Origin of the sequence: Maribacter sp. R86514 (assembly GCF_044597005.1) — a bacterium.
In the GTDB taxonomy this organism is placed as follows: Bacteria; Bacteroidota; Bacteroidia; order Flavobacteriales; family Flavobacteriaceae; genus Maribacter.
The window spans coordinates 3,052,245-3,073,714 of the sequence record NZ_CP138999.1 but is presented as its reverse complement, the minus strand read 5'-3'; the positions used below and the strand labels follow the sequence as shown (position 1 = coordinate 3,073,714).

The window sequence follows — 21,470 nt, the reverse complement described above, 5'->3', positions numbered from 1 at the left end:
GATAAACTTACTTATGATAAATTTTTTTAAAAAGAAAAGTAAATCTATTGAAGACATTTAATTTTTTTGGTACAAAAACCAAAAATTAATTTTCAAATAGATATTATCAGAAACGATTTAGTTGAAATTCAAATAACTAGGCAAAGATTACTGAAAAAGTTTGACTTTAATATTCTTAACCCAGTTGGATTTTCGATATCGTTATCTTTTGATGAAAAAAATGAGATAGATTATCAAAGGTTTTTGAAGTCACATATTTTTAAAAATGCAATTCACTTTGAAAAATTAGGGAAAACTTATTTTTTACTTTGTAAAAATAACTTAAAGGATATTCTTAATTTATTAAATGAAATTCAAGTTTCTGTGTATGATTATAATCAGGGTACTATTTATGGTTTTAAATATATTAAACATAAATAATTAATTTTAAGATATCTGAATTCCAATCAAGGTTTGATGGCTATTCCACCGCTAGCGCTCGTCTGTGACGAGTGCCCTACCGGGTAAGTAGTGGGTTATGAATCGATAAAATATAATTTCAAAACTGGTCCAGTTGGCGTTAACTATTTAATGGCTTACTGTTGTCTCCACCTGTTGCAAACTGGCGATAGCGGGGAAGTAGATAAGGTAATTAAAAGAATATTGAAATCGAAAAAGGGTTAAGTTAGAAACTTAACCGTGTATATTTTCTATAAATAGACTCTACCTCAGTTTTTTTGGACCTTTGAGATTTTTTTGATTAACAGGAAGCTTAGTGTTATGAAAATACATATTCCAACTACTAATAGACCATATTGTAATAACCCTCTAAAAATCAATACAGAAAACACGTTAGAAGGGTACATGGAATACTTATTTTTTTCATAAAATTCAAATATAAAGTTATAATGGTCCAATAAGAAATAATAAACAATACAGACTAAACTAATAATATAAAGTCCATCAATTTTTAAATTCCTTTTATTCATCACTTATTTCTTCGTTATGTTATAATGGCTTAGCTCGCCGTCCAGAGTAAGAATAGGTTTAAAAATCAATTAATATAATTTCCACACTGGTCATATTAAGGCACTAATATAAGTAAACCCTAGCGCGATCTTTCAACTCGAACTGTAACAATAACCATAAGAGCCCCGCTAACGCTCGTCTGTGACGAGTGCTGTACCAAGTAAGTAGTGGGTATAAATCGATAAATTATAATTTACATACTGGTCCCAGTTGGCATTAATTAGCTAATGGCTTACTGTTGCCTTCACCAGTTTTAAACAGGCGGTAGCGTGGAAGAAAGAGGAATTAATCGGTTAATTTTTTCTGAATATATAGTAAGGTATGAAATAAGAGCTTAAAGAATATTTTGAATTTTGTTTGTAACAATCTCAAGATTTTTCTTACTTATATTTAGAATACTAAAACCAACCGAATGTTTAAACGTTTTTCTTCATTACAATGGAAATCCTTTTTTAGGTCCTCTAACCTTGGTAAAAGTCTAGGGATAAAAATAGTAATGGGATTTTTCGGCGTATACATGCTACTTTCACTGGCTGTTGCCGGTGGTGGAATGTACTTTCTTTTAAAAGAAATATTCCCTGATCAAAGCCCTATGTGGAGCATTAGCCAATATTTCATTTACTGGATTTTAATGGAACTATTCTTAAGGTATTTCATGCAGAAACTTCCTGTAATGGATATAAAGCCATTTTTGACCACTCCTGTTAAGAAAAGTACCATTGCACATTATATATTAGGTAGATCAGCAGCATCTATCTATAATTTATTGACGATATTCTTTATAGTTCCGTTTGCAATAGTGTTACTATTTAATGGCTACCCTGTACTCAATGTTTTACTTTGGGTAGTTGGTATTATAGGAATTGTTCTGAGTATAAATTACGTGAACTTGTTAGTAAATAAGAATGATAAGGTTCTTATTGGAATAGGTAGTATTCTTGTCTTAGGGTATGGATTGGATTATTTTGGGGTGTTCTCTATAAAAGAGTTTTTTGCTCCTGTTTTTCATGCGCTTTATGCATACCCAATTTCGGTTTTGATTCCTATTGCTTTAGCAGGAATTATATACTATGTGAATTATAAGTTCTTGAGAGATAAGATTTATCTTGATGCCAAGCTTAAAACAAAGTCAGTTGAGGCAAATACCTCAGATATGTCTTGGACAAAGCGTTTTGGAGAAATGGGTTCTTTCTTACAACTTGATCTTAAAATGATTTGGCGTAATAAAAGAACGAAGTCTCAGGTGTACATTTCAATTCTGTTCGTGTTCTACGGATTGGTGTTTTACACCCAAGATATGTACAGTAGTATGATGCCGATGAAAGCCTTTGTTGGCATTTTCATGACGGGTATTTTCTTGAGTAATTTCGGACAATTTATTCCTGCTTGGGATAGTAGTTACTATAGTATGATGATGTCGCAGAATATACCCATGCGCAAATATTTAGAGTCTAAAGTATCCTTAATTACTGTTAGTATCGTTTTCATGTTTTTATTGACCCTACCCTATGTTTACTTCGGTTGGGACGCTTTAGCCATCAATTTTGGTTGTGCATTATATAACTTAGGAATTAATATACCGGTCATTTTATATTTTGGTTCATTTAATAAAAAGAGAATCGAACTGGATCAGAGTCCGTTTGGGAATATGCAGGGTGCTAGTGCTACTCAATTTTTGGTAATGGTTCCAGTTTTAATCGTTCCTATTATCATATTTTCCATCTTTTATTACATCTTTAGTTTAGAGGTAGCAGTGGGAGTATTATCCGTTCTAGGCATTATAGGTTTTGCTATGAAGAATTATTTACTAGGGTTGATAACAGAACAATACAAGAAAAAGAAATACGGAATGATTGCTGGTTTTAAAGAGAAGGCGAGTTAAGGTTTTTCATTTGACGCATTTCATTTCATCCTAAAAAATTAGAATAATAAGATTATGATTACAATAGAAAATTTATCAAAGAAATTCGGTTCACAACAAGTACTAAATATCGAATCCTTAAATATACCAACAGGACAAAGTTTCGGTTTGGTGGGTAATAACGGAGCGGGTAAAACAACATTATTTAGTTTGTTGCTAGATTTAATACAGCCGAGTACAGGTCATATCATTAATAATGATGTTCAGGTAAACACCAGTGAAGATTGGAAACCATTTACATCATCTTTTATAGATGAAACTTTTCTGATTGGGTACTTGACTCCCGAAGAGTATTTTTACTTTATAGGCGACCTTCGCGGTCAAAATAAAGCCGATGTCGATGCATTATTAGCGCAGTATCAAGACTTTTTTCATGGAGAAATACTAGGACAAAAGAAATACCTGAGAGATTTATCTAAAGGAAACCAGAAGAAAGCAGGTATTGTAGCTTCTTTTATTGGTAACCCCAAAGTGGTCATTTTAGATGAGCCTTTTGCCAATTTGGATCCCACTACACAGATTCGTCTAAAGCAAATCATTAAAGAACTTGCTGCAAAAGAAGACGTCACCGTTTTAGTTTCTAGTCATGATTTAATTCATGTAACTGAAGTATGCGAACGTATTGTAGTATTAAATAAAGGTGAAGTGGTTAAAGACATAGAAACATCTACAGAAACATTGAAAGAATTAGAGGTGTTCTTTGGTGCAGAGAGTGTTCTACCGGTTGCGGAATAAATTGAATTTTCTTAATTTATAGATATTTAAACTATATAAATGGCTTCTGATTTAAATTCGTTAATTGATTATTATCAATGGGAAATTATTAGAATACAGGCTCAAATCGATGAAAATCTAAAAATGCATTTGTACAATGAGGTTGAATTTGATGTGGTTGCTTTACGCAACTTTAAAAATGAGTTGGATGCTATTTTAACATTGCAAGATTCAAGGTTCCCGAAAATTCAAAGAGTAAAAGATCAAATTGAATATTATAAAACTAAGATTACGGAACAAGGAAAATCAAGTGACTTCAAAGAAGTCTATGAAATTCGAATTCGTGAAACGGAGAAGGAACTGGAAGCATTATTACAGATTAAAAATAAGTCTATTTCGTTTGAGACTCAGTTTGTTGATGATGCTTTGTATAAGTTATATTCAAATGAAATCGTTGCTTTTAATTTATATCTAAATGATGATAAACAAGTATACTTAAGTCTTAGCATGGTAGGTGCTAATGAAATAAGAATAATAGTTTATCTTCAGAATAGGGATGCTTATTCTTGGTATAAAAAATACTCCTTAATTAAAGATTTGAAATTTCAGGATTTGGAGGGCGGAGGAATGTATTTGACAAGAAGTATTACTAACGCAAATACCTTGTTGGTAATTAAAGAGTTGCTATCAAGAATCGTAATAGCTATTAAGAATGGCTATTATTTAAAAAATGAAATCTATTTAGAACTCATCGACAATAAGTAGTTATCTAAATTTCATAGTAAAAATCCAAAAACCGACCACTAGGTTGGTTTTTCATTTCTGAGTTTTGTAGCAAAATGGATAAATATCCGATAAAGATCTCTTTAATCAGATTATCTGCTGTTAACTCATATTCGCTTGACTATTTTAATTCAAAACAAACTACATGGTTGGTAAAATTTGGTTGTAGTAGTCTAAAAATGTTGAGAATGCTCAAAAATAAATATGTAGTTTACCGATGAACGGTATAATAATCTGGTTGTTTTTAAGTTAAACATACATACGTAGATCAACTATTTTGAATCTTAGAAACAAACTTATTTTATCCGGTGTTTTGGCGAGTATGCTTTTTAATGCATGTTCTGTCAAGAAAGACAAGTTCGTAAACCGTAATTGGCATGCGCTCAATACCAAATACAATACCTTGTATAATGGTAATATTGCTTTTGAGCTAGGTCGAGAAACTTTGAACGATACCTATCAAGATGATTATTTTGAAGTCTTGCCTATAGAGCGTTTAGAGGTTAGCGGCGAAATAAAATTAGATTCAGAAGACAACAATCCTAATTTCCTTATTGCAGAAGAAAAAGCTACCAAGGCTATTCAACGCCATAGTATGGATATTAAGGATGAAGAACGAAACCCACAAATAGATGAAGCTTTTCTTCTTTTAGGGAAAGCAAGGTATTTTGATGAACGCTACATACCGGCATTAGAATCTTTCAATTATGTACTAAACAAATATTCTGAAAGCGATAAGTTGAACGAGGCAAGTATTTGGAGAGAAAAAGTAAACATCCGCTTAGAAAACGATGACCTTGCAATTAAAAATTTAAAGCGCTTAATGAAGTATGAGCGTTTAAAAGATCAAGAATATGCTGATGCTAGAGCAATGATGGCACAGGCATTTATCAATCTAAATGCCCCAGATACTGCTGTGCAAAATCTTAAGATAGCATCGCACTACACTACAAAAAATCCAGAAAGAGGAAGGTACTATTATATTATAGGTCAATTGTACAATCAATTAGGCTTTAAAGACAGTGCTAATTACGCATTTGATAAGGTGATTGAATTAAATAGGAAGTCGCCTCGTGTTTACATGATAAATGCCAAAATCGAAAAATTAAAGAATACCCAAGTCACTTCTGAAAATAGGGAAGAGGTTTTGGAGTATTTGACAAAAATGGAACTGAATAGGGAGAACAGACCTTATTTAGATGGTATTTACAGACAGTTGGCTGAGTTTCATTTAGAGCAGGAATCTGATAGTTTGGCTTTGGTTTATTTCAATAAATCTTTGCGTGCTTCTCAAAACAAGCCAAAATTGAATGCACTGAATTACGAGAATTTAGCAGAATACAATTTTGATGAAAGTGTTTATAAGCCGGCTGGTGCATATTACGATAGTGTATTGACCAACCTTAATGAAAACACCAAAAAATTTCGTGCTATTAAGAAGAAGCGCGATAATTTGGAAGATGTTATTAAATATGAAGACATCGTTCAGTATTCAGACAGTGTAATTACAATTTATCAAATGCCAAAAGATGAGCAATTGGCTTATTTTGGAAAGCATATTGAAGAATTACAGAAGGCGAAAGAAGCTGCACAGAAAAAAGAAAAAGCAAGAATCACCGATGGTTTTGCTGCATTTAGCAACAGTAAAGGTGGTAAAGAGAATAAGGGGAAATTCTATTTCTATAATATTACCAGTTTAGGATACGGTCAGAACGATTTTAAGAATCGTTGGGGCAATAGAGAATTGACAGATGATTGGCGTTGGTCAGACAAATCGGTTATCAATACTGAAAATGTTGCCTTGCAAAATGCATCGGGTGTAAATGATAGTTTAAGTGTAGTCAGTGAAGATGAGAAATTCTCTTTAGACTATTATATGGACCGTTTGCCAACAGATGTTGCGGTTATTGACAGCTTAAAAACAGAACGTAATTTTGCAAACTATCAATTAGGATTAATATATAAGGAGAAGTTTAACGAGAATCTGTTGGCAGCTGCCAAATTAGAAGATGTATTGGCGTCTAATGCTGAAGAACGATTGATTCTTCCTTCAAAATATAATCTTTATAAGATTTATGAAGAAGTTGATAGTCCGTTGAAAGAAACCATGAAGGCAGATATTATTGCGAACCATGCCGACTCTAGATATGCTGAGATTTTATTGAATCCGCAAGCGGTATTAGCAGATAGTTCCGATAGCCCAGAGAAACGCTATGAGAGTTTGTTCAAACAATATAAAGAGCAACAATATTTACAGGTAATTACGGGGTCAGAAGAGAATATTAATAGATTTACCGGTGACCCTATTGTTCCTAAATTTGAAATGTTGAAGGCAAATGCCATTGGTAGACTTCAAGGCTTTGAACCTTTTAAAGAAGCATTGAATTATGTGGCGCTGACATATCCTAACAATCCAGAGGGTAAAAAGGCGGAACAGATGATTGCAGAGCAGCTTCCTAAGTTAGAACAAAAGGAGTTTTCGCCAGAAACAGATTCCAAAGGAACATCGAACTGGAAAGTAGTTTTCCCTTTTAAAAGAAGCAATAATGAAAAGGCTTTAAAATTGATGGAACTCTTAGAGCAATCTATCATAGATCTTAAATATAAAAATATAGTCTCTAGAGATATTTATAACCTAGAAGACCAATTTGTAGTGGTACACGGATTTAAATCTAAAGATTTTGCCCTAGGGTATGCCGAGCTACTAAAAAATAATAAGGATTACCTTGTTGCTGATGAGAATTTTGTAGTTTTATCGGAGAACTATAAGATTGTACAAGTACACAAGAATATAATCGAATATAGAAATACGCTTTTAACCCCAAAACCGTGAACAATGTTTTCAGACAAACAAAAACCTAGAGCTATGAATGAAGTAGGAGGCCAACCTAACAGAATAGAGAAAAACACCAAAATTAAAGGAGATATCATATCTGAAGCAGATTTTCGTATCGACGGTAAGCTAGATGGTAATGTAAAAACCTCTGGTAAAGTGGTGATCGGTAAAGATGGCTACATACATGGTAAAGTAGAATGTGTAAATGCAGATATAGAAGGTAACTTTAACGGTGAACTTTTAGTGTCTGATCTTTTATCCTTAAAATCATCTGCAGTTATAGAAGGTACCGTATCTGTAAGTAAGTTGGCTGTTGAGCCAGGTGCTACATTTAATGCCTCTTGTACAATGGGTGGTGGTAAAGCTGCTGGTGCAGGTTTTAAATCATCTAATAATGGAGCCGCAAAAGCCTCGTAACGATAATTCTGAACTTTTAAGAAATGCCGCAAGCTTATCTGGTGTTGCTATACAAATGGGTGTCACTATATTTTTGGGCAATCTTTTAGGGGAGTGGTTAGATCAAAAATTTGAAAAAACGTTTTTAGAGGACGCATTTACATTACTTGCTGTATTTTTGTCCATCTATTTAGTCATAAAGAAAGTTATGGCGCTAAATAAATAAACGTTGCTAAAAAATATCATTTTATATATAGTCGTGTTCACTGTTGTGGGCGCGACTTCTTATTTTCTTCAAAATCTTGCCTTGTTGGATCCACCAACTTATTTTGGTTCGCTATTGGTCAAGGCATACACTTTTCACTTTGTGTTCTCTCTTGTGTTGGTCATCATTTTTTTAATCGTCTCAAAAAACAATTCTTTTTTTGATCAGCTGGGTTTTATGTATATGGGTGTACTGGTTTTTAAGATAACGATTTTTGCGGCACTGTTCTATCCTTACCTTTTAGGTGAACTGATTATGCCTCAAATATATAGGGGTGCGCTGCTTATACCGGTAATTATTTTTTTGTTTCTAGAAGTGTTTTTTATTTCAAAAATTATGCGCAAAAAAAGACTCTAAATTTTAAAGCTTTAAAATTGGGTGGTTTATGCAATAATTAACTACTTTTGCGCAAAATTTCTAGGAGCTAAATTTTTTGATAAAGAACTAATGATGCAAGTTTCAAATACGATTAAAACCTTATTACAACTTCTAATACTTTGTTTTTCATTGCAAAGTTTCGCTATATCCGATACTGAAACAGAAGGCGCGGTAAGTGGTAAAGAAGAGGTAGATGCCTATATTTTACATCACCTTAAAGATTCTCATGATTTTCATTTGTTCTCTTATACTGGTGATTCAGGAGAAAGAAAGCATGTTGGTTTTCCGCTTCCTGTTATTCTTTGGTCAAGCAATGGTTTGGCAACTTTTATGTCATCAGAATTTCACCATGATGATAACGGACATGTAATTGTTGAGAGAAACGGTTCTAAATTCGTAAAACTTCATAGTAAAATATATGAATTGGATGCTGGGGCATCTTCAGTAAATTTTGATGAAGAGCACCATGCAACAAATGCACACAAAGTTTTAGATTTTTCTATTACTAAGAGTGTTGTTGGGGTGTTGTTGGTAGGCTTACTTATGTTATTGGCCTTTTCATCATTGGCGAAACAATACGGAAAGAAGAAAATACCTACTGGTTTTGGTAGGGTGTTAGAACCATTGGTACTTTATGTAAGAGATGAGATTGCTAGACCTAATATTGGGGAAAAGCATTACAGAAGGTTTACAGGATACCTATTAACGGTTTTCTTCTTTATCTGGGTGTTGAACTTGTTAGGACTTACCCCATTCGGTTTTAACGTAACAGGACAAATAGCAGTAACTGCTTGTTTAGCTATTTTTACATTGATTATTTATACGGTAAGTGGAAATAAAGATTATTGGATGCATATTTTATGGATGCCAGGTGTACCTGTATTCGTAAAACCTATTTTGGCCATAATAGAATTAGCTGGTGCATTTATCATTAAACCATTTTCATTGTTAGTGCGTTTATTCGCAAACATATCTGCAGGTCACATTGTAGTAATGAGCTTAATTGCAATTATGTTTACATTGAAAGAGAGTTTAGGTGTAGCGGGGGCTACGGGTCTATCATTGGTATTATCATTTTTTATTACGCTTATTGAGGTTTTAGTAGCCTTTTTGCAAGCATATATTTTTACTGCGCTTTCAGCCTTGTTTATAGGTATGGCAGTAGCAGAACACGACCACGATCATGAGCATGATGAGGCGGGTCACGAAGTAGCCGATACAGAAGATGTAAGAGCGGACTTCATTTAATAAGAGTTTTTTTAATTTAATTATATAAATCAATTAGTATGGTAACTTACAATTTAATTGGAGCAGGTTTAATCGTTATCGGAGCAGGTCTAGGTCTTGGTCAAATCGGTGGTAAAGCAATGGAAGGTATTGCTCGTCAACCAGAAGCGGCAGGAAAAATTCAAACTGCGATGATTATCGTAGCTGCACTTTTAGAAGGTTTAGCATTCGGTGCTTTGTTCTTAGGAAAATAAGAACACGAAAACCCAAAGACATCTTCCTGTAACGGTTGGTTACAGGAAATGTTTTTTAATTATTTGATTTAGATTTTAAAGATTAGGATATGGAAGTTTTATTGAACGATTTTTCACCAGGTTTGTTTATAGTTCAAACAATATTATTATTAGGATTGATTTTCTTAATGGTAAAATTTGCTTGGAAACCAATTTTAAACTCTTTGAACGAAAGAGAAGCTGGTATTGAAGATGCATTGGCTGCTGCTGATAAAGCGCGTACAGACATGCAAAACTTACAGGCTGATAATGAGAAGATGCTTCAAGAGGCTCGTGCTGAACGTGAGGCGATGTTGAAAGAAGCTCGTGAGATCAAAGAAAAAATGATCGCAGACTCTAAGGAGCAAGCGAAGCTAGAAGGCGATAAAATGTTGAAGCAAGCACAGACTGCGATTGAAAGCGAAAAGAAAGCTGCTGTTGCTGACATTAAGAGTCAGGTTGCAGAATTATCTGTAGCTATAGCAGAAAAAGTATTGAAAGAAGATTTATCTAGCAATGACAAGCAATTGAAATTGGTAGATACAATGTTGAGCGATATAAAACTTAACTAAAAGAAATAATGAGCGAATCTAGAGCTGCATTACGTTACGCAAAGGCAATATTGGACATGGCCAAGGAGAACAAAGCCTTGGATGCTGTTGAGAAAGATATGCGTTCCATCACCTCTACTATTTCAGATAGTAAAGAACTTAAAGATGTATTGGCTAGTCCGGTGGTTTCCGGTACTGTGAAAAAGAATGCTTTACTTGAAATTTTCAAGGGCAGTCATTCTATTACAGAAGGAACCATTAACATGTTGGTAGACAACAAGCGTTTAGGAATGTTAAACGATGTTGCCTTGAAGTACATTATCCTTAATGAGCAACAAAAAGGTAAAGATGTAGCTTACGTTACAACAGCAGTACCTTTAGATGCCGCAATGGAAAAGAAAATATTAAAGAAAGTTGCAGAACTTACCGGTAATGAAGTTACCATTGAAAGTAAGGTTGACGAAAGTATTATTGGAGGTTTCATCTTAAGAGTAGGAGATTTGCAGTATGATGCTAGTGTTAGCAACAAGCTTAATAATTTAAAAAGAGAATTTTCAAATAGTCTATAATGCAAAGCATATCTAAAATTTTATTTCTTTTATTCTTTACTATTTCTTTTGTGAGTAATGCTCAAAAAGTTAAAGTAAAGAAAGATTTAATAATAATAGACAATATTGAAGTTGGTCTAATACAAGCAGTGGATAAAAAAGAAATTATCTACGTTGTAAAGGATCTTTCGGGTACAGAAATTATGACTGTCGATGTGGATATTGCAAAAGGCTCTACTAGACCTTTTGAATACAACTGGATGACAATTAAGTCTAAAAATTATCCGCAAGTGAATGTAGTAGACTACAGTATGATATCTATGTCTTTGAGTCATGCAAAAATTATAGCCGAAATTTTAACCAAGACCTATGATATTTTTTCAGCAGAAGGCTTGAATACTCAAAATGTAGAAGCTTTTTTTGCTGAAGAAAGGACTAGTAAATATAAAGCTGATGCTACTGGAAATGGTGGTGTAGATATGAAAGGGCTTAATGAAGGTTTTGCTGGTAAAGTAAAACTAAAAAAGAATCAAATAATATTTGATGGAGAGCCTGTGGTAAGTGTAAGTGAAAATCAAGGTGTCTATACGTATACTGACCTTAAAAGTGACGAAGTGCTAAGGGTTTCTTATAATGCTCTTACTATACCAGAAGTATATTCTAAAAAATGGCTTGTCGTTAAAGATTCTGAAAATAGAGAATCGGAGTTGCAGATGGATTATATGTCTGCTTGGGGTGGTTTAAACCTTAAAAAGGATTTAGCAAGATTACTATCAGAGAAATACAATATAATTACTAAAGAGGGTATCAAAAATTTAGAAACTTTCTATGCAGTAGACCGAGAAAAATTATCGGAAGGATACTTAGAGGAATACAATAAACTTCAATCCGAAATCAATAAGCGTGAAGCTGAAAATAAGGCAAGAAGAGCAGATTTTGTTACTAATGAAACAGGCTCGGTATTGTTAACGAACGGTAATGGTGATGTTGGAAGATTTTTCTTAAATGGAAAAAATATACAGAATGTAGGTGGAACGCGAAACCTTATGGTTTTAGGTGATGTTGAAGATAAAGTTATTGCAAAATTTGAAGGAATAGACGCAGGTAATTATACGGTTACCACTTTTGATAAGCAAGTTTATAATTTTAATTCTAAGGTGTTTAGCCCTAATAATAATAAAGACAAGTTTTTTAATGAGGCTTTAGATTTTATTATTGAAATTGGTTATGCTGATCAATTAGAATATAGTCTCAGAGGATATTTAGAAAAAAGACTGAAGGCCGCTAAAGAAGCTTATAATGTAGAAAAAGAAAACTCTGTAAATATATATAGCAAAAATGGATATGCTATAGATGAAGATGGGGTTAGGTTAGAAGGGAAAGTGACTATTTTGTTTGAAGAGTTGATAGATCCTACTAAAGCAACCGGCGGTAACATATTAACTATTGATGGTGGTGATAGCAAATTTGGAAAAGAGGCCAAGGTTGAATATTTAAATGCTAAAGATAAGGTTAGGTACAAAACATTTAAATCGAAATCAGAAGAACAAGTATTTGTTTTAAATGAGGATGGTAATTATACCAAATATTTAGGTATTAAGGTAAGTCCAGATGCAATTACCGCTTTAGAAAATACATCCTCAATTTCTTTTAATTACTCAGGTTTTTATGAAGTTTTGGAAGAGAATGAATTGGCTGTAATTTTTAGAGATCCGCTTGAAGGAGGGCTTGGAATTAAATTAGCAAGTGAAGATAAGGGGTATTTATTTCAAAATTCAATTAAAACAAAGAACACTCAAAAATTGGAGAAGTATTTTTCTGCATGTACAGATATGCCTAAAGAATTATTGAACTCGGAGTTTAATGAAATTTCCGATGTAAAATCAATTTTGGAGTATTATAAAGATTCTTGTAAATAACATATATAATTAGAACAAATGGCAGGAGTAAAAGCCGCTGAAGTATCAGCAATTTTAAAGAAACAATTATCAGGATTTGATGCTACCGCTACTTTAGACGAAGTAGGTACTGTATTACAAGTTGGTGATGGTATCGCAAGAATCTACGGATTAGCGAACGCGCAATACGGAGAATTGGTTGAGTTCGAAGGCGGACTTGAAGGTATCGTTCTTAACCTTGAAGAAGACAACGTTGGTGTGGTTCTTTTAGGACCATCTAAATCAGTTGGTGAAGGTGATACCGTAAAACGTACACAACGTATTGCTTCTGTAAAAGTTGGTGAAGGTATTGTTGGTCGTGTAGTGGATACTTTAGGTAACCCTATTGACGGTAAAGGACCTATTTCTGGTGATACTTATGAGATGCCATTAGAGCGTAAAGCTCCAGGGGTAATCTACAGAGAGCCTGTAACTGAGCCAATGCAATCTGGTATTAAGGCAATTGATGCTATGATTCCAGTTGGTAGAGGACAAAGAGAGCTTGTTATTGGTGACCGTCAAACTGGTAAGACTACAGTTTGTATTGATACCATTCTAAACCAAAAAGAATTTTATGATGCTGGTGAGCCTGTTTACTGTATCTATGTTGCCATAGGTCAGAAAGCATCTACTGTTGCTGGTATCGCTCAAGTATTGGAAGATAAAGGGGCAATGGCATATACTACTATCGTAGCTGCCAACGCATCTGATCCTGCACCAATGCAAGTATATGCACCATTTACTGGAGCATCTATTGGAGAGTATTTCCGTGATACGGGTCGTCCTGCATTAATTATATATGATGATTTATCTAAACAAGCGGTAGCTTACCGTGAGGTGTCTCTTTTATTAAGAAGACCACCAGGACGTGAAGCTTACCCAGGTGATGTTTTCTACTTACACTCTAGATTATTGGAGCGTGCTGCAAAAGTGATCAATGATGATGATATCGCAAAAGAAATGAACGATTTACCTGAGGTATTAAAGCCAATGGTAAAAGGTGGTGGTTCTTTAACGGCATTGCCAATTATTGAAACACAAGCGGGTGACGTTTCTGCCTATATTCCAACGAACGTTATTTCTATTACTGACGGACAAATATTCTTGGAGCAAGATTTATTCAACCAAGGTGTAAGACCAGCAATTAACGTAGGTATTTCAGTATCTCGTGTTGGTGGTAACGCACAGATTAAATCAATGAAGAAGGTTTCTGGTACATTGAAACTGGATCAGGCACAATTCCGTGAATTGGAAGCTTTTGCTAAGTTTGGTTCAGATCTAGATACCGCTACCTTGAACGTTATTGAAAAAGGACGTAGAAACGTAGAAATATTAAAACAAGCACAAAACGATCCTTATACTGTAGAAGATCAGGTTGCTATTATCTATGCTGGTTCTAAGAACTTGTTAAGAGATGTACCTGTTGAGAAAGTAAAAGAATTCGAACGTGATTATTTAGAGTTTTTGAACGCTAAGCACAGAGGTGTTCTTGATACATTGAAGTCTGGTAAATTAACCGATGAGGTTACTGATACATTGACTTCTGTTTGTAAAGAGCTTTCTGCAAAATACAAATAAGTTAAAAGTGCAGAGTGATGAGTTATGAGTAAATTGAATGAAAGTCCTATTAGGATAAAAAGTTTTGATTTTGCTTGTAATATTGTTTTGTACTGTGATACTTTAAAAGGAAATAAAGATTTTGAGCTTGCTTCTCAATTGTTAAGAAGCGGAACTAGTATTGGAGCTAATACTAGAGAAGCACAACGAGGAGTTAGTAAAAAAGATTTTAAAAATAAGTTTGGAATTGCTCTAAAGGAGGCAGACGAGACAATGTATTGGTTAGATATATTGGAAGCAACTGGAAGAAATGTACCAAAGGATATGAAAATTAAATGCGAAGAGTTAATTAGGATTTTAGTTTCAATTATTAAAAACTCATAACTCTTCATTCATAACTTTTAACTTGAACAAATGGCAAATTTAAAGGAAATACGTAATAGGATTTCATCGGTTTCATCAACGATGCAGATTACCAGTGCCATGAAAATGGTATCGGCTGCAAAATTGAAAAAGGCGCAAGATGCTATTACGGCTATGAGACCTTATGCCGATAAACTTACTGAACTATTGCAAAATTTAAGCGCTAGTTTAGAAGGTGATTCCGGAAGTGTTTATGCCGATAATCGTGCTGTGAACAAGGTTTTAGTGGTTTCAGTTACTTCTAATAGAGGTCTTTGTGGTGCTTTTAATACCAACATTTTAAAGCAATCTACTAATTTGGTCGAAAATGTTTACGCAGGTAAACAAGTAGATTTCATAGCAGTTGGTAAAAAAGCTAATGATTACTTAGAGAAACGTTATAAAGTAATCGCTAATCACAGTGGTGTTTATGACGACTTGACTTTTGATAATGTCGCTGATATTGCTGAGAGTCTAATGGCTCTTTTTACGGAAGGTGAATATGATCGTATTGAGATTGTTTACAATAAGTTCAAGAATGCAGCCACTCAAATTGTAATGACAGAGCAATTTTTGCCGATTGTTCCATTAGAAGAAGTTGAAGTAACCGCTAGTGCAGATTATACTTTTGAACCTTCTAAAGTGGAAATCATTGAGCAATTGATTCCTAAATCCTTAAAAACACAATTGTATAAAGGTATTAGAGATTCATTTGCTAGTGAGCATGGTGCGCGTATGACCGCAATGCATAAAGCAACTGATAACGCAACAGAAATGCGTGATCAATTGAAATTAACATACAACAAAGCAAGACAAGCAGCTATTACTAACGAAATCTTAGAAATCGTTGGTGGTGCAGAAGCATTAAATAATTAATACTTCTATTGTACTAATGACTTACTTTAATGAAGTCATGTAAAGCTTGAAAATATATTGAATTGAAAACCCCACCTAAAAGTGGGGTTTTTGGTTTTATAGCTTTAAGATTACTTTTTTTATCCGACTTTTGCTTTGACCATGAAATCTAAAAAAACCGCTTTACTCTTTATCTTCATAACCATTCTCGTTGATGTTATTGGCATTGGTATAATTCTTCCAATTATTCCAGATTTGATTATGGAATTAACGGGTGAGGGTAATCACATGGCTATTATCTATGGCATGTGGCTGACCACGGCATTTGCTGGTATGCAGTTCTTGTTTTCACCAGTGTTAGGTGAAATATCAGATAGGTTTGGTAGAAGACCAATTCTACTTCTTGCGCTTTTGGGTTTAAGTATAGATTACCTGATTCATGCTTGGGCACCAACAATCACTTGGTTGTTTTTAGGTCGTTTCTTAGCGGGATTTACAGGTGCTAGTTTTACGGTTGCTTCTGCTTACATTGCAGATGTAAGTACCAAAGAAAATAAGGCAAAGAACTTTGGATTAATAGGTGCCGCATTCGGAATAGGCTTTATCATCGGTCCTGGTATTGGTGGGTTTTTCGGTGAGATTAATATTCGACTTCCATTTTACATAGCTGCAGGCTTAACATTTGCCAACTTCCTTTTTGGATATTTCTTTGTACCAGAATCTTTAGCACCAGAGAATAGAAGACAGATTAATTTTTCTAAAATGATTCCAGGTGTTTCTTTGTTCGCATTGAGAAACTATAAAGGTATCCTGTTATTGATATCCGCTTTTTTCTTGGCTAATCTTGCAGGGCAGGCATTACCATCTACATGGTCTTACTACGGTATTGAGCGATATGATTGGACTCCGAAACAAATAGGATTGTCGCTAATGGTCGTAGGCTTATTAGTTGCAATCGTACAAGGGTTTTTAGTAGGTAAGATTGTAAAGAAGTTTGGAAAGCGTAAAGTAATTACATTCGGATTTCTGCTTTGGACAGTGGGTATGTTCTTATTTTCTTTCGCCAAAGAACCGTGGATGCTATATGCGTTCTTAATTCCGTATGCATTGGGCGGTATTGCAGGGCCTACGGTTCAAGGTGTAATTTCTAACCAAGTATCTGAAAAAGAGCAGGGAATTTTACAGGGATCGATTACTGGTCTGGTTAGTATTACTGCCATACTTGGACAATTCATCTTCGCGCCCGTGTTTTATTATTTTATACGTCCTGAGGGGTCAATTTACTTTCCTGGAGCACCATATGCTTTGGCGGCAGTATTTCTCTTAGCGGCTTTTATTTTAGCATCTACCGCTATAAAAAGAATGGATGTAGATCCAGAATAATTTTTTTTTCAATTTAAGATGTAACATTCTTTAGTTTTTGAATCTAAAGGGCAAACAAACAAAAACTCTTACGATGAAAACAATTAAAAATTTACTATTCGGATTACTAATTTTATCTGCACTTTCAACAACGGCACAAGGCAATCCTTTTGAAGTAAAAGTTACTGGCGAAGGAAACCCAATTCTTCTTTTTCCTGGATTTGCGTGCACAGGTAAAGTTTGGGACGCTACGGTGGTAGAGCTATCAAAAGAATATGAATGTCACGTTTTTACTTTTGCCGGATTCGGTGACGTTGCTGCCATTGAAAAACCTTGGTTACCAAAAATAAAGGAAGGTGTTGTATCCTATATATCAGAAAATAAATTAGAAAATCCTGTTTTGCTAGGTCATAGTTTAGGTGGTGCATTGGCGCTTTGGATGTCAGCAGAGGGTAATTCATATAAAGAACTGATTATTGTAGATGCTTTACCATCAACCGGTGCTTTAATGATGCCCGATTTTAAAAGTGAGTACATGGTGTATGATTCGCCATATAATAAACAGTTATTAGCTATGAACGATACCGATTTTGAAGCTATGGCTACTCAGATGGCAAGTGGTATGACCAAAGAAAAATCATATCAAGAAATAATTAAAAATTGGATGATTAAGGCAGATAGAGAGACCTATGTCTATGGGTATACAGATTTATTGAAGTTAGATTTACGTGAAGATTTGTCTAAGATAAATGCACCGGTGACTATTTTGGCGGCTACAGAACCTTATGGTTTAGAAATGGCGAAATCCACTTATGGCCTACAGTATAAAGCGCTTGCAGAATATACCATTGAATTTGCAAATGGGTCATCACATTTTATCATGTATGATCAACCACAGTGGTTTATAGAGAATCTTAAAAATGCGTTGAAGAACTAATGGGGTCAAAAGAAATCGCATACCAGAAAATATACGAAGAAAACTACCCAAAGGTAATGCGATTATGTATGGGGTATACTTCAGGTAACCAGTCTCTTGCTAAAGATCTGGTACAAGAAACTTTTATAAAAATTTGGCAGAATTTAGACGCTTTTAGAAATGAAAGCGGAATAGGTACTTGGATCTATCGTATTTGTGTAAATACCTGTTTAGCTGAAATAAGGCGGGAGCGTAAAAAGGAGAGAGAACTTCAGATTGATAGTCTGCAGGTAAGTGACAGTAGTGACAATCCTGTTGAGAAAGAAGATATGTTAGTGCAATTATACAAGTGCATTAATAAACTAAGCAGCACTAATAAAGCCATTATATTATTGGAATTGGAAGGCTTGCCGCAACTAGAGATTTCCGAGATAATAGGGATAAAACATGAAGCTGTACGAACTAGAATTCATCGAATAAAACAACAACTTACAAAATGTGTAAACAATGAATAATTTTGAAGATTTACAAAATAAATGGCAGAACCAATCTGAAGTTTCTGCAACCGAAGACGGATTTAAATCGCTTTTAAAAAGTGTAAAATCCATAGAACAGAAACAAAGAACAGGAAACATAGTTTTGACCCTTACTATTATTATTCTAGTTTCTTTTCTAATTTATGTTTCAGGTTATAAGAGCGCGACATTTATGCTTGGTATTGGTTTAATGATCGGTAGTTTAGTGATTAGAATTGCTATTGAATTGTTTAGTTTAAAGAGGCTGCGTACCATAAAATTTAGTAAAGATGCAAGTACTTTTACTGAAGATTTAACTACCTATTATTCCTTTAGAAAATATACGCATTACATAATTACACCTTTAGCTCTTGTAATTTATACCATTGGGTTTATAATATTATTGCCATTATTTAAGGCTAGCTTATCAAACGGATTTTATATCTATATTCTATGCTCATCAGTATTATTTTTAGTCCTGTTCTCTGTGTTTTTATACAAACAGGTAAAGAATGAACTTTTTAAATTGAAGCAATTGCAAATGCAAGAGGGAGTATAATATTTGTGATCACGATGTTAAATGACCTATTAAACCCATATTACTTATTATCTTTATAAGAATAATATGGGTCTAATGAAATATGTACTTAGTTGCTTTTTAATTTTCTGTCTTTGTTTAACCAGCTGTACCTCACAAAAAAAACTACAAGCAGAAGCTCCGTTTGACATAGGTAGCGCTACTTGTCAGCAATATGTTGGCGGTAGAGAAGAAAGTGGCTCTGGTACCGAATTACGTATTCCGGTTTCATTACTTGAAAATTCTGATATCGAATTAAATGAAGTTTATTTTCGCGGTAAGCAGGTAAAGGCATTAGTGAATATGGTTGATAATCAAAAGATGATTGTGGTTAGAATACCTAACAACAATCCTGAATCATCTGAAACATTAGATTTAAAATTAAATACAGATGAAGCTGTTATAAGTTATAATGAAGATGGAGAAATGAAATATGCTAAAGTAAATGGCATAAAACAAAAGCAACCATTAATTTATAAGGGCGCAACCAAAAACTAACTTTGTAACTAGGCTTTTAATAGGTACTTTTATCGCCTGAATGTATAGTGCTTGAATCCACTCAAAAAACTTTTTAAACAAACTGCAATCTATGGCTTGGCAACTGTCTTGCCTAGAATGCTTAATGTTATATTGGTACCTATCTATACTGGTGTAATGCAACCAGGTTCATATGGCGAAGTCGTTGTAATTTTTGCATATTTTGCTATATTCAATGTCTTCTTGGCCTACGGTATGGAGACCGCCTTTTTTAGATTCTATAAGGATACAGAAAATAAAAAAAGAGTAGTTTCTACATCGTTGATGTCCATTTTGGGATCAACTTTGTTATTTATGCTTATTGGGTTTTTGTTTAAATCTTCATTATCCGATGTTTTTGAAATATCTAATGAGTATATAGGCTATGTTTTTTGGATATTGGCTTTAGATGCTTTAGTAATAATTCCGTTTGCTTGGTTAAGAGCAAATGAAAGACCTATGCGTTATGCCATAGTAAAGCTGGTTAATGTAGCTTTGAACTTAGGTTTGAATTCTTTTTTCTTAATTTTTCTACCCAAAATTGCAGCTGCAGATAGCTCAGGTTTTTTAGGTTCTATCTATAAACCAGATTTTGAGGTTTCATATATTTTAATTTCTAACTTGGTTTCAAGTGCTGTCACATTAATTTTAATGTTAAGGGTTTATTTACGAAGACCTTATGTCTTTGATATGGATATCTGGAAAAGAATGCTAAAGTACGCCATGCCGGTAATGGTAGCGGGTATTGCATTTACCGTAAATGAAGTATTGGATAAAATTTTACTAGAAAAGATTTTACCTGTAGAAATCGCTAGTGATGAAGTGGGTAAGTATGGAGCTTGTGTAAAATTAGCCGTATTTATGACCTTATTTGCAACTGCATTTAGAATGGGTATTGAACCTTTCTTTTTTAGTCATTCAGACACAAAATATCCGCAAAAGGCGTATGCCCAAATAACGAATTACTTTGTAGTGCTTGGGAGTACCATTTTACTTGCTGTAGTTGTATTTTCTGATGTATTAAAGGTTCTTTTTGTTCGTGATGAAGCATATTGGGAGGCAATGCCAGTTGTACCAATAATTTTGTTAGCAGCCTTCTTTTTAGGTATTTACCATAATCTTTCGGTTTGGTATAAAGTTACCGATCGTACAAAATTCGGTGCATATATTTCAATGATAGGTGCTGTGTTGACTATTATCATCAATCTAATATTCATTCCGTATTTCGGATATATGGCATCAGCCGTTGCAACCTTATTAGCCTATGGGACTATGATGTTGCTTTCATTTTATTTTGGTCGCATGTACTATCCTATTCCGTATAACTTTAGAAAAATTATCTTTTATTTAGGAATATCCATCTTGTTTTCTATTCTTTCATTTTACATTTTTGATAGAAACCTTTTTGTTGGTATACCGCTATTAATTCTGTTCTTGGGTCTAGTGTATAAATTAGAGTTTGAGAACCTTAAAAAACTATATGTAAACAGATGAACATAAAAATTATTAATAAGTCGAATCACGATTTACCGCATTACGAAACAAGTGCTTCTGCAGGTATGGACTTAAGAGCTAACCTTACTGAAGCAGTTACTTTACAACCTTTAGGAAGAGCTATTATACCAACTGGTCTTTTCATTGAATTACCAGTTGGTATCGAAGCTCAAGTAAGACCTAGAAGTGGTCTTGCCGCTAAAAAAGGAGTAACAGTACTTAATGCGCCTGGTACAATTGATGCGGATTATAGAGGTGAAGTGGGAGTAATATTGATAAATCTTGGTAGTGAAGATTTTGTAGTTGAAAACGGAGAACGTATTGCACAAATGGTAATCGCCAAGCATGAACGTGCAGATTGGAATCTTGTCGATAACTTGTCTGATACAGCAAGAGGTGAAGGCGGATTCGGTAGTACCGGTGTAAAGTAATTTTATAAA

At 34.1% G+C, this 21,470-nt stretch carries 23 protein-coding genes; all 23 read left to right on the top strand.

Annotated elements, in window-relative coordinates; all coding sequences use genetic code 11:
- Positions 1-66: 66 nt before the first annotated feature.
- The 23 genes from SJY30_RS13425 to dut all read left to right on the top strand — a co-directional run bounded on the left by SJY30_RS13425 (position 67) and on the right by dut (position 21,461).
- Positions 67-420: a hypothetical protein gene (locus SJY30_RS13425; protein ID WP_396632668.1), complete on the top strand. Its 354-nt coding sequence runs from the start codon at positions 67-69 to the stop codon at positions 418-420.
- Between the two features lie 1,000 nt (positions 421-1,420).
- Positions 1,421-2,890, top strand: a complete 1,470-nt coding sequence (locus tag SJY30_RS13420) for a DUF5687 family protein (protein WP_396632667.1) — start codon at positions 1,421-1,423, stop codon at positions 2,888-2,890.
- Between the two features lie 54 nt (positions 2,891-2,944).
- On the top strand, positions 2,945-3,664 hold the full coding sequence (locus tag SJY30_RS13415; RefSeq protein WP_396632666.1) for an ABC transporter ATP-binding protein: 720 nt from the start codon (positions 2,945-2,947) through the stop codon (positions 3,662-3,664).
- A gap of 39 nt (positions 3,665-3,703) precedes the next feature.
- Positions 3,704-4,408, top strand: a complete 705-nt coding sequence (locus SJY30_RS13410) for a hypothetical protein (RefSeq protein ID WP_396632665.1) — start codon at positions 3,704-3,706, stop codon at positions 4,406-4,408.
- A gap of 340 nt (positions 4,409-4,748) precedes the next feature.
- Positions 4,749-7,259, top strand: a complete 2,511-nt coding sequence (locus SJY30_RS13405) for a tetratricopeptide repeat protein (protein WP_396635331.1) — start codon at positions 4,749-4,751, stop codon at positions 7,257-7,259.
- Between the two features lie 3 nt (positions 7,260-7,262).
- Positions 7,263-7,679: a polymer-forming cytoskeletal protein gene (locus SJY30_RS13400; RefSeq protein WP_396632664.1), complete on the top strand. Its 417-nt coding sequence runs from the start codon at positions 7,263-7,265 to the stop codon at positions 7,677-7,679.
- Entirely contained in the window at positions 7,657-7,884 is a 228-nt protein-coding gene (locus tag SJY30_RS13395) for an AtpZ/AtpI family protein (protein ID WP_396632663.1), read from the top strand. The genes SJY30_RS13400 and SJY30_RS13395 overlap by 23 nt, the downstream gene beginning before the upstream one ends.
- 3 nt (positions 7,885-7,887) lie before the next feature.
- Positions 7,888-8,280 carry a DUF6168 family protein gene (locus tag SJY30_RS13390; protein ID WP_396632662.1) on the top strand — a complete coding sequence of 131 codons (393 nt, stop codon included), beginning with the start codon at positions 7,888-7,890 and terminating at the stop codon, positions 8,278-8,280.
- Positions 8,281-8,370: 90 nt separating this feature from the next.
- Entirely contained in the window at positions 8,371-9,549 is a 1,179-nt protein-coding gene (gene atpB / locus SJY30_RS13385) for a F0F1 ATP synthase subunit A (protein ID WP_396632661.1), read from the top strand.
- Between the two features lie 38 nt (positions 9,550-9,587).
- Entirely contained in the window at positions 9,588-9,782 is a 195-nt protein-coding gene (atpE, locus tag SJY30_RS13380; RefSeq protein WP_027065438.1) for an ATP synthase F0 subunit C, read from the top strand.
- An 89-nt stretch (positions 9,783-9,871) separates the two neighbouring features.
- Complete coding sequence (locus SJY30_RS13375; protein WP_036151002.1) at positions 9,872-10,372, top strand: F0F1 ATP synthase subunit B; 501 nt, start codon at positions 9,872-9,874, stop codon at positions 10,370-10,372.
- An 8-nt stretch (positions 10,373-10,380) separates the two neighbouring features.
- A complete protein-coding gene (gene atpH / locus SJY30_RS13370) occupies positions 10,381-10,920 on the top strand; it encodes an ATP synthase F1 subunit delta (RefSeq protein WP_396632660.1) in 540 nt (179 codons plus the stop codon).
- On the top strand, positions 10,920-12,818 hold the full coding sequence (locus tag SJY30_RS13365; protein ID WP_396632659.1) for a hypothetical protein: 1,899 nt from the start codon (positions 10,920-10,922) through the stop codon (positions 12,816-12,818). Before atpH ends, SJY30_RS13365 begins: the two co-directional genes overlap by 1 nt.
- A gap of 18 nt (positions 12,819-12,836) precedes the next feature.
- Complete coding sequence (atpA, locus tag SJY30_RS13360) at positions 12,837-14,414, top strand: F0F1 ATP synthase subunit alpha (protein WP_036151008.1); 1,578 nt, start codon at positions 12,837-12,839, stop codon at positions 14,412-14,414.
- Positions 14,415-14,438: 24 nt separating this feature from the next.
- Positions 14,439-14,777: a four helix bundle protein gene (locus SJY30_RS13355; protein WP_133671324.1), complete on the top strand. Its 339-nt coding sequence runs from the start codon at positions 14,439-14,441 to the stop codon at positions 14,775-14,777.
- A gap of 30 nt (positions 14,778-14,807) precedes the next feature.
- Complete coding sequence (gene atpG / locus SJY30_RS13350) at positions 14,808-15,671, top strand: ATP synthase F1 subunit gamma (protein WP_036151010.1); 864 nt, start codon at positions 14,808-14,810, stop codon at positions 15,669-15,671.
- Positions 15,672-15,812: 141 nt separating this feature from the next.
- Positions 15,813-17,033 carry a TCR/Tet family MFS transporter gene (locus SJY30_RS13345; RefSeq protein WP_396632658.1) on the top strand — a complete coding sequence of 407 codons (1,221 nt, stop codon included), beginning with the start codon at positions 15,813-15,815 and terminating at the stop codon, positions 17,031-17,033.
- A 73-nt stretch (positions 17,034-17,106) separates the two neighbouring features.
- Positions 17,107-17,949: an alpha/beta fold hydrolase gene (locus tag SJY30_RS13340; RefSeq protein ID WP_396632657.1), complete on the top strand. Its 843-nt coding sequence runs from the start codon at positions 17,107-17,109 to the stop codon at positions 17,947-17,949.
- Entirely contained in the window at positions 17,949-18,443 is a 495-nt protein-coding gene (locus SJY30_RS13335; protein ID WP_396632656.1) for an RNA polymerase sigma factor, read from the top strand. The genes SJY30_RS13340 and SJY30_RS13335 overlap by 1 nt, the downstream gene beginning before the upstream one ends.
- Positions 18,436-19,002, top strand: coding sequence for a hypothetical protein (locus SJY30_RS13330; protein WP_396632655.1), 567 nt, complete (start codon positions 18,436-18,438; stop codon positions 19,000-19,002). Before SJY30_RS13335 ends, SJY30_RS13330 begins: the two co-directional genes overlap by 8 nt.
- A gap of 75 nt (positions 19,003-19,077) precedes the next feature.
- On the top strand, positions 19,078-19,518 hold the full coding sequence (locus SJY30_RS13325; RefSeq protein WP_396632654.1) for a hypothetical protein: 441 nt from the start codon (positions 19,078-19,080) through the stop codon (positions 19,516-19,518).
- Positions 19,519-19,569: 51 nt separating this feature from the next.
- The gene (locus SJY30_RS13320; protein WP_396632653.1) at positions 19,570-21,030 is read left to right on the top strand and encodes a polysaccharide biosynthesis C-terminal domain-containing protein; all 1,461 of its coding nucleotides are present in this window, start codon (positions 19,570-19,572) and stop codon (positions 21,028-21,030) included.
- Complete coding sequence (gene dut, locus SJY30_RS13315; RefSeq protein WP_396632652.1) at positions 21,027-21,461, top strand: dUTP diphosphatase; 435 nt, start codon at positions 21,027-21,029, stop codon at positions 21,459-21,461. The genes SJY30_RS13320 and dut overlap by 4 nt, the downstream gene beginning before the upstream one ends.
- The last annotated feature ends 9 nt before the right edge of the window (positions 21,462-21,470 follow it).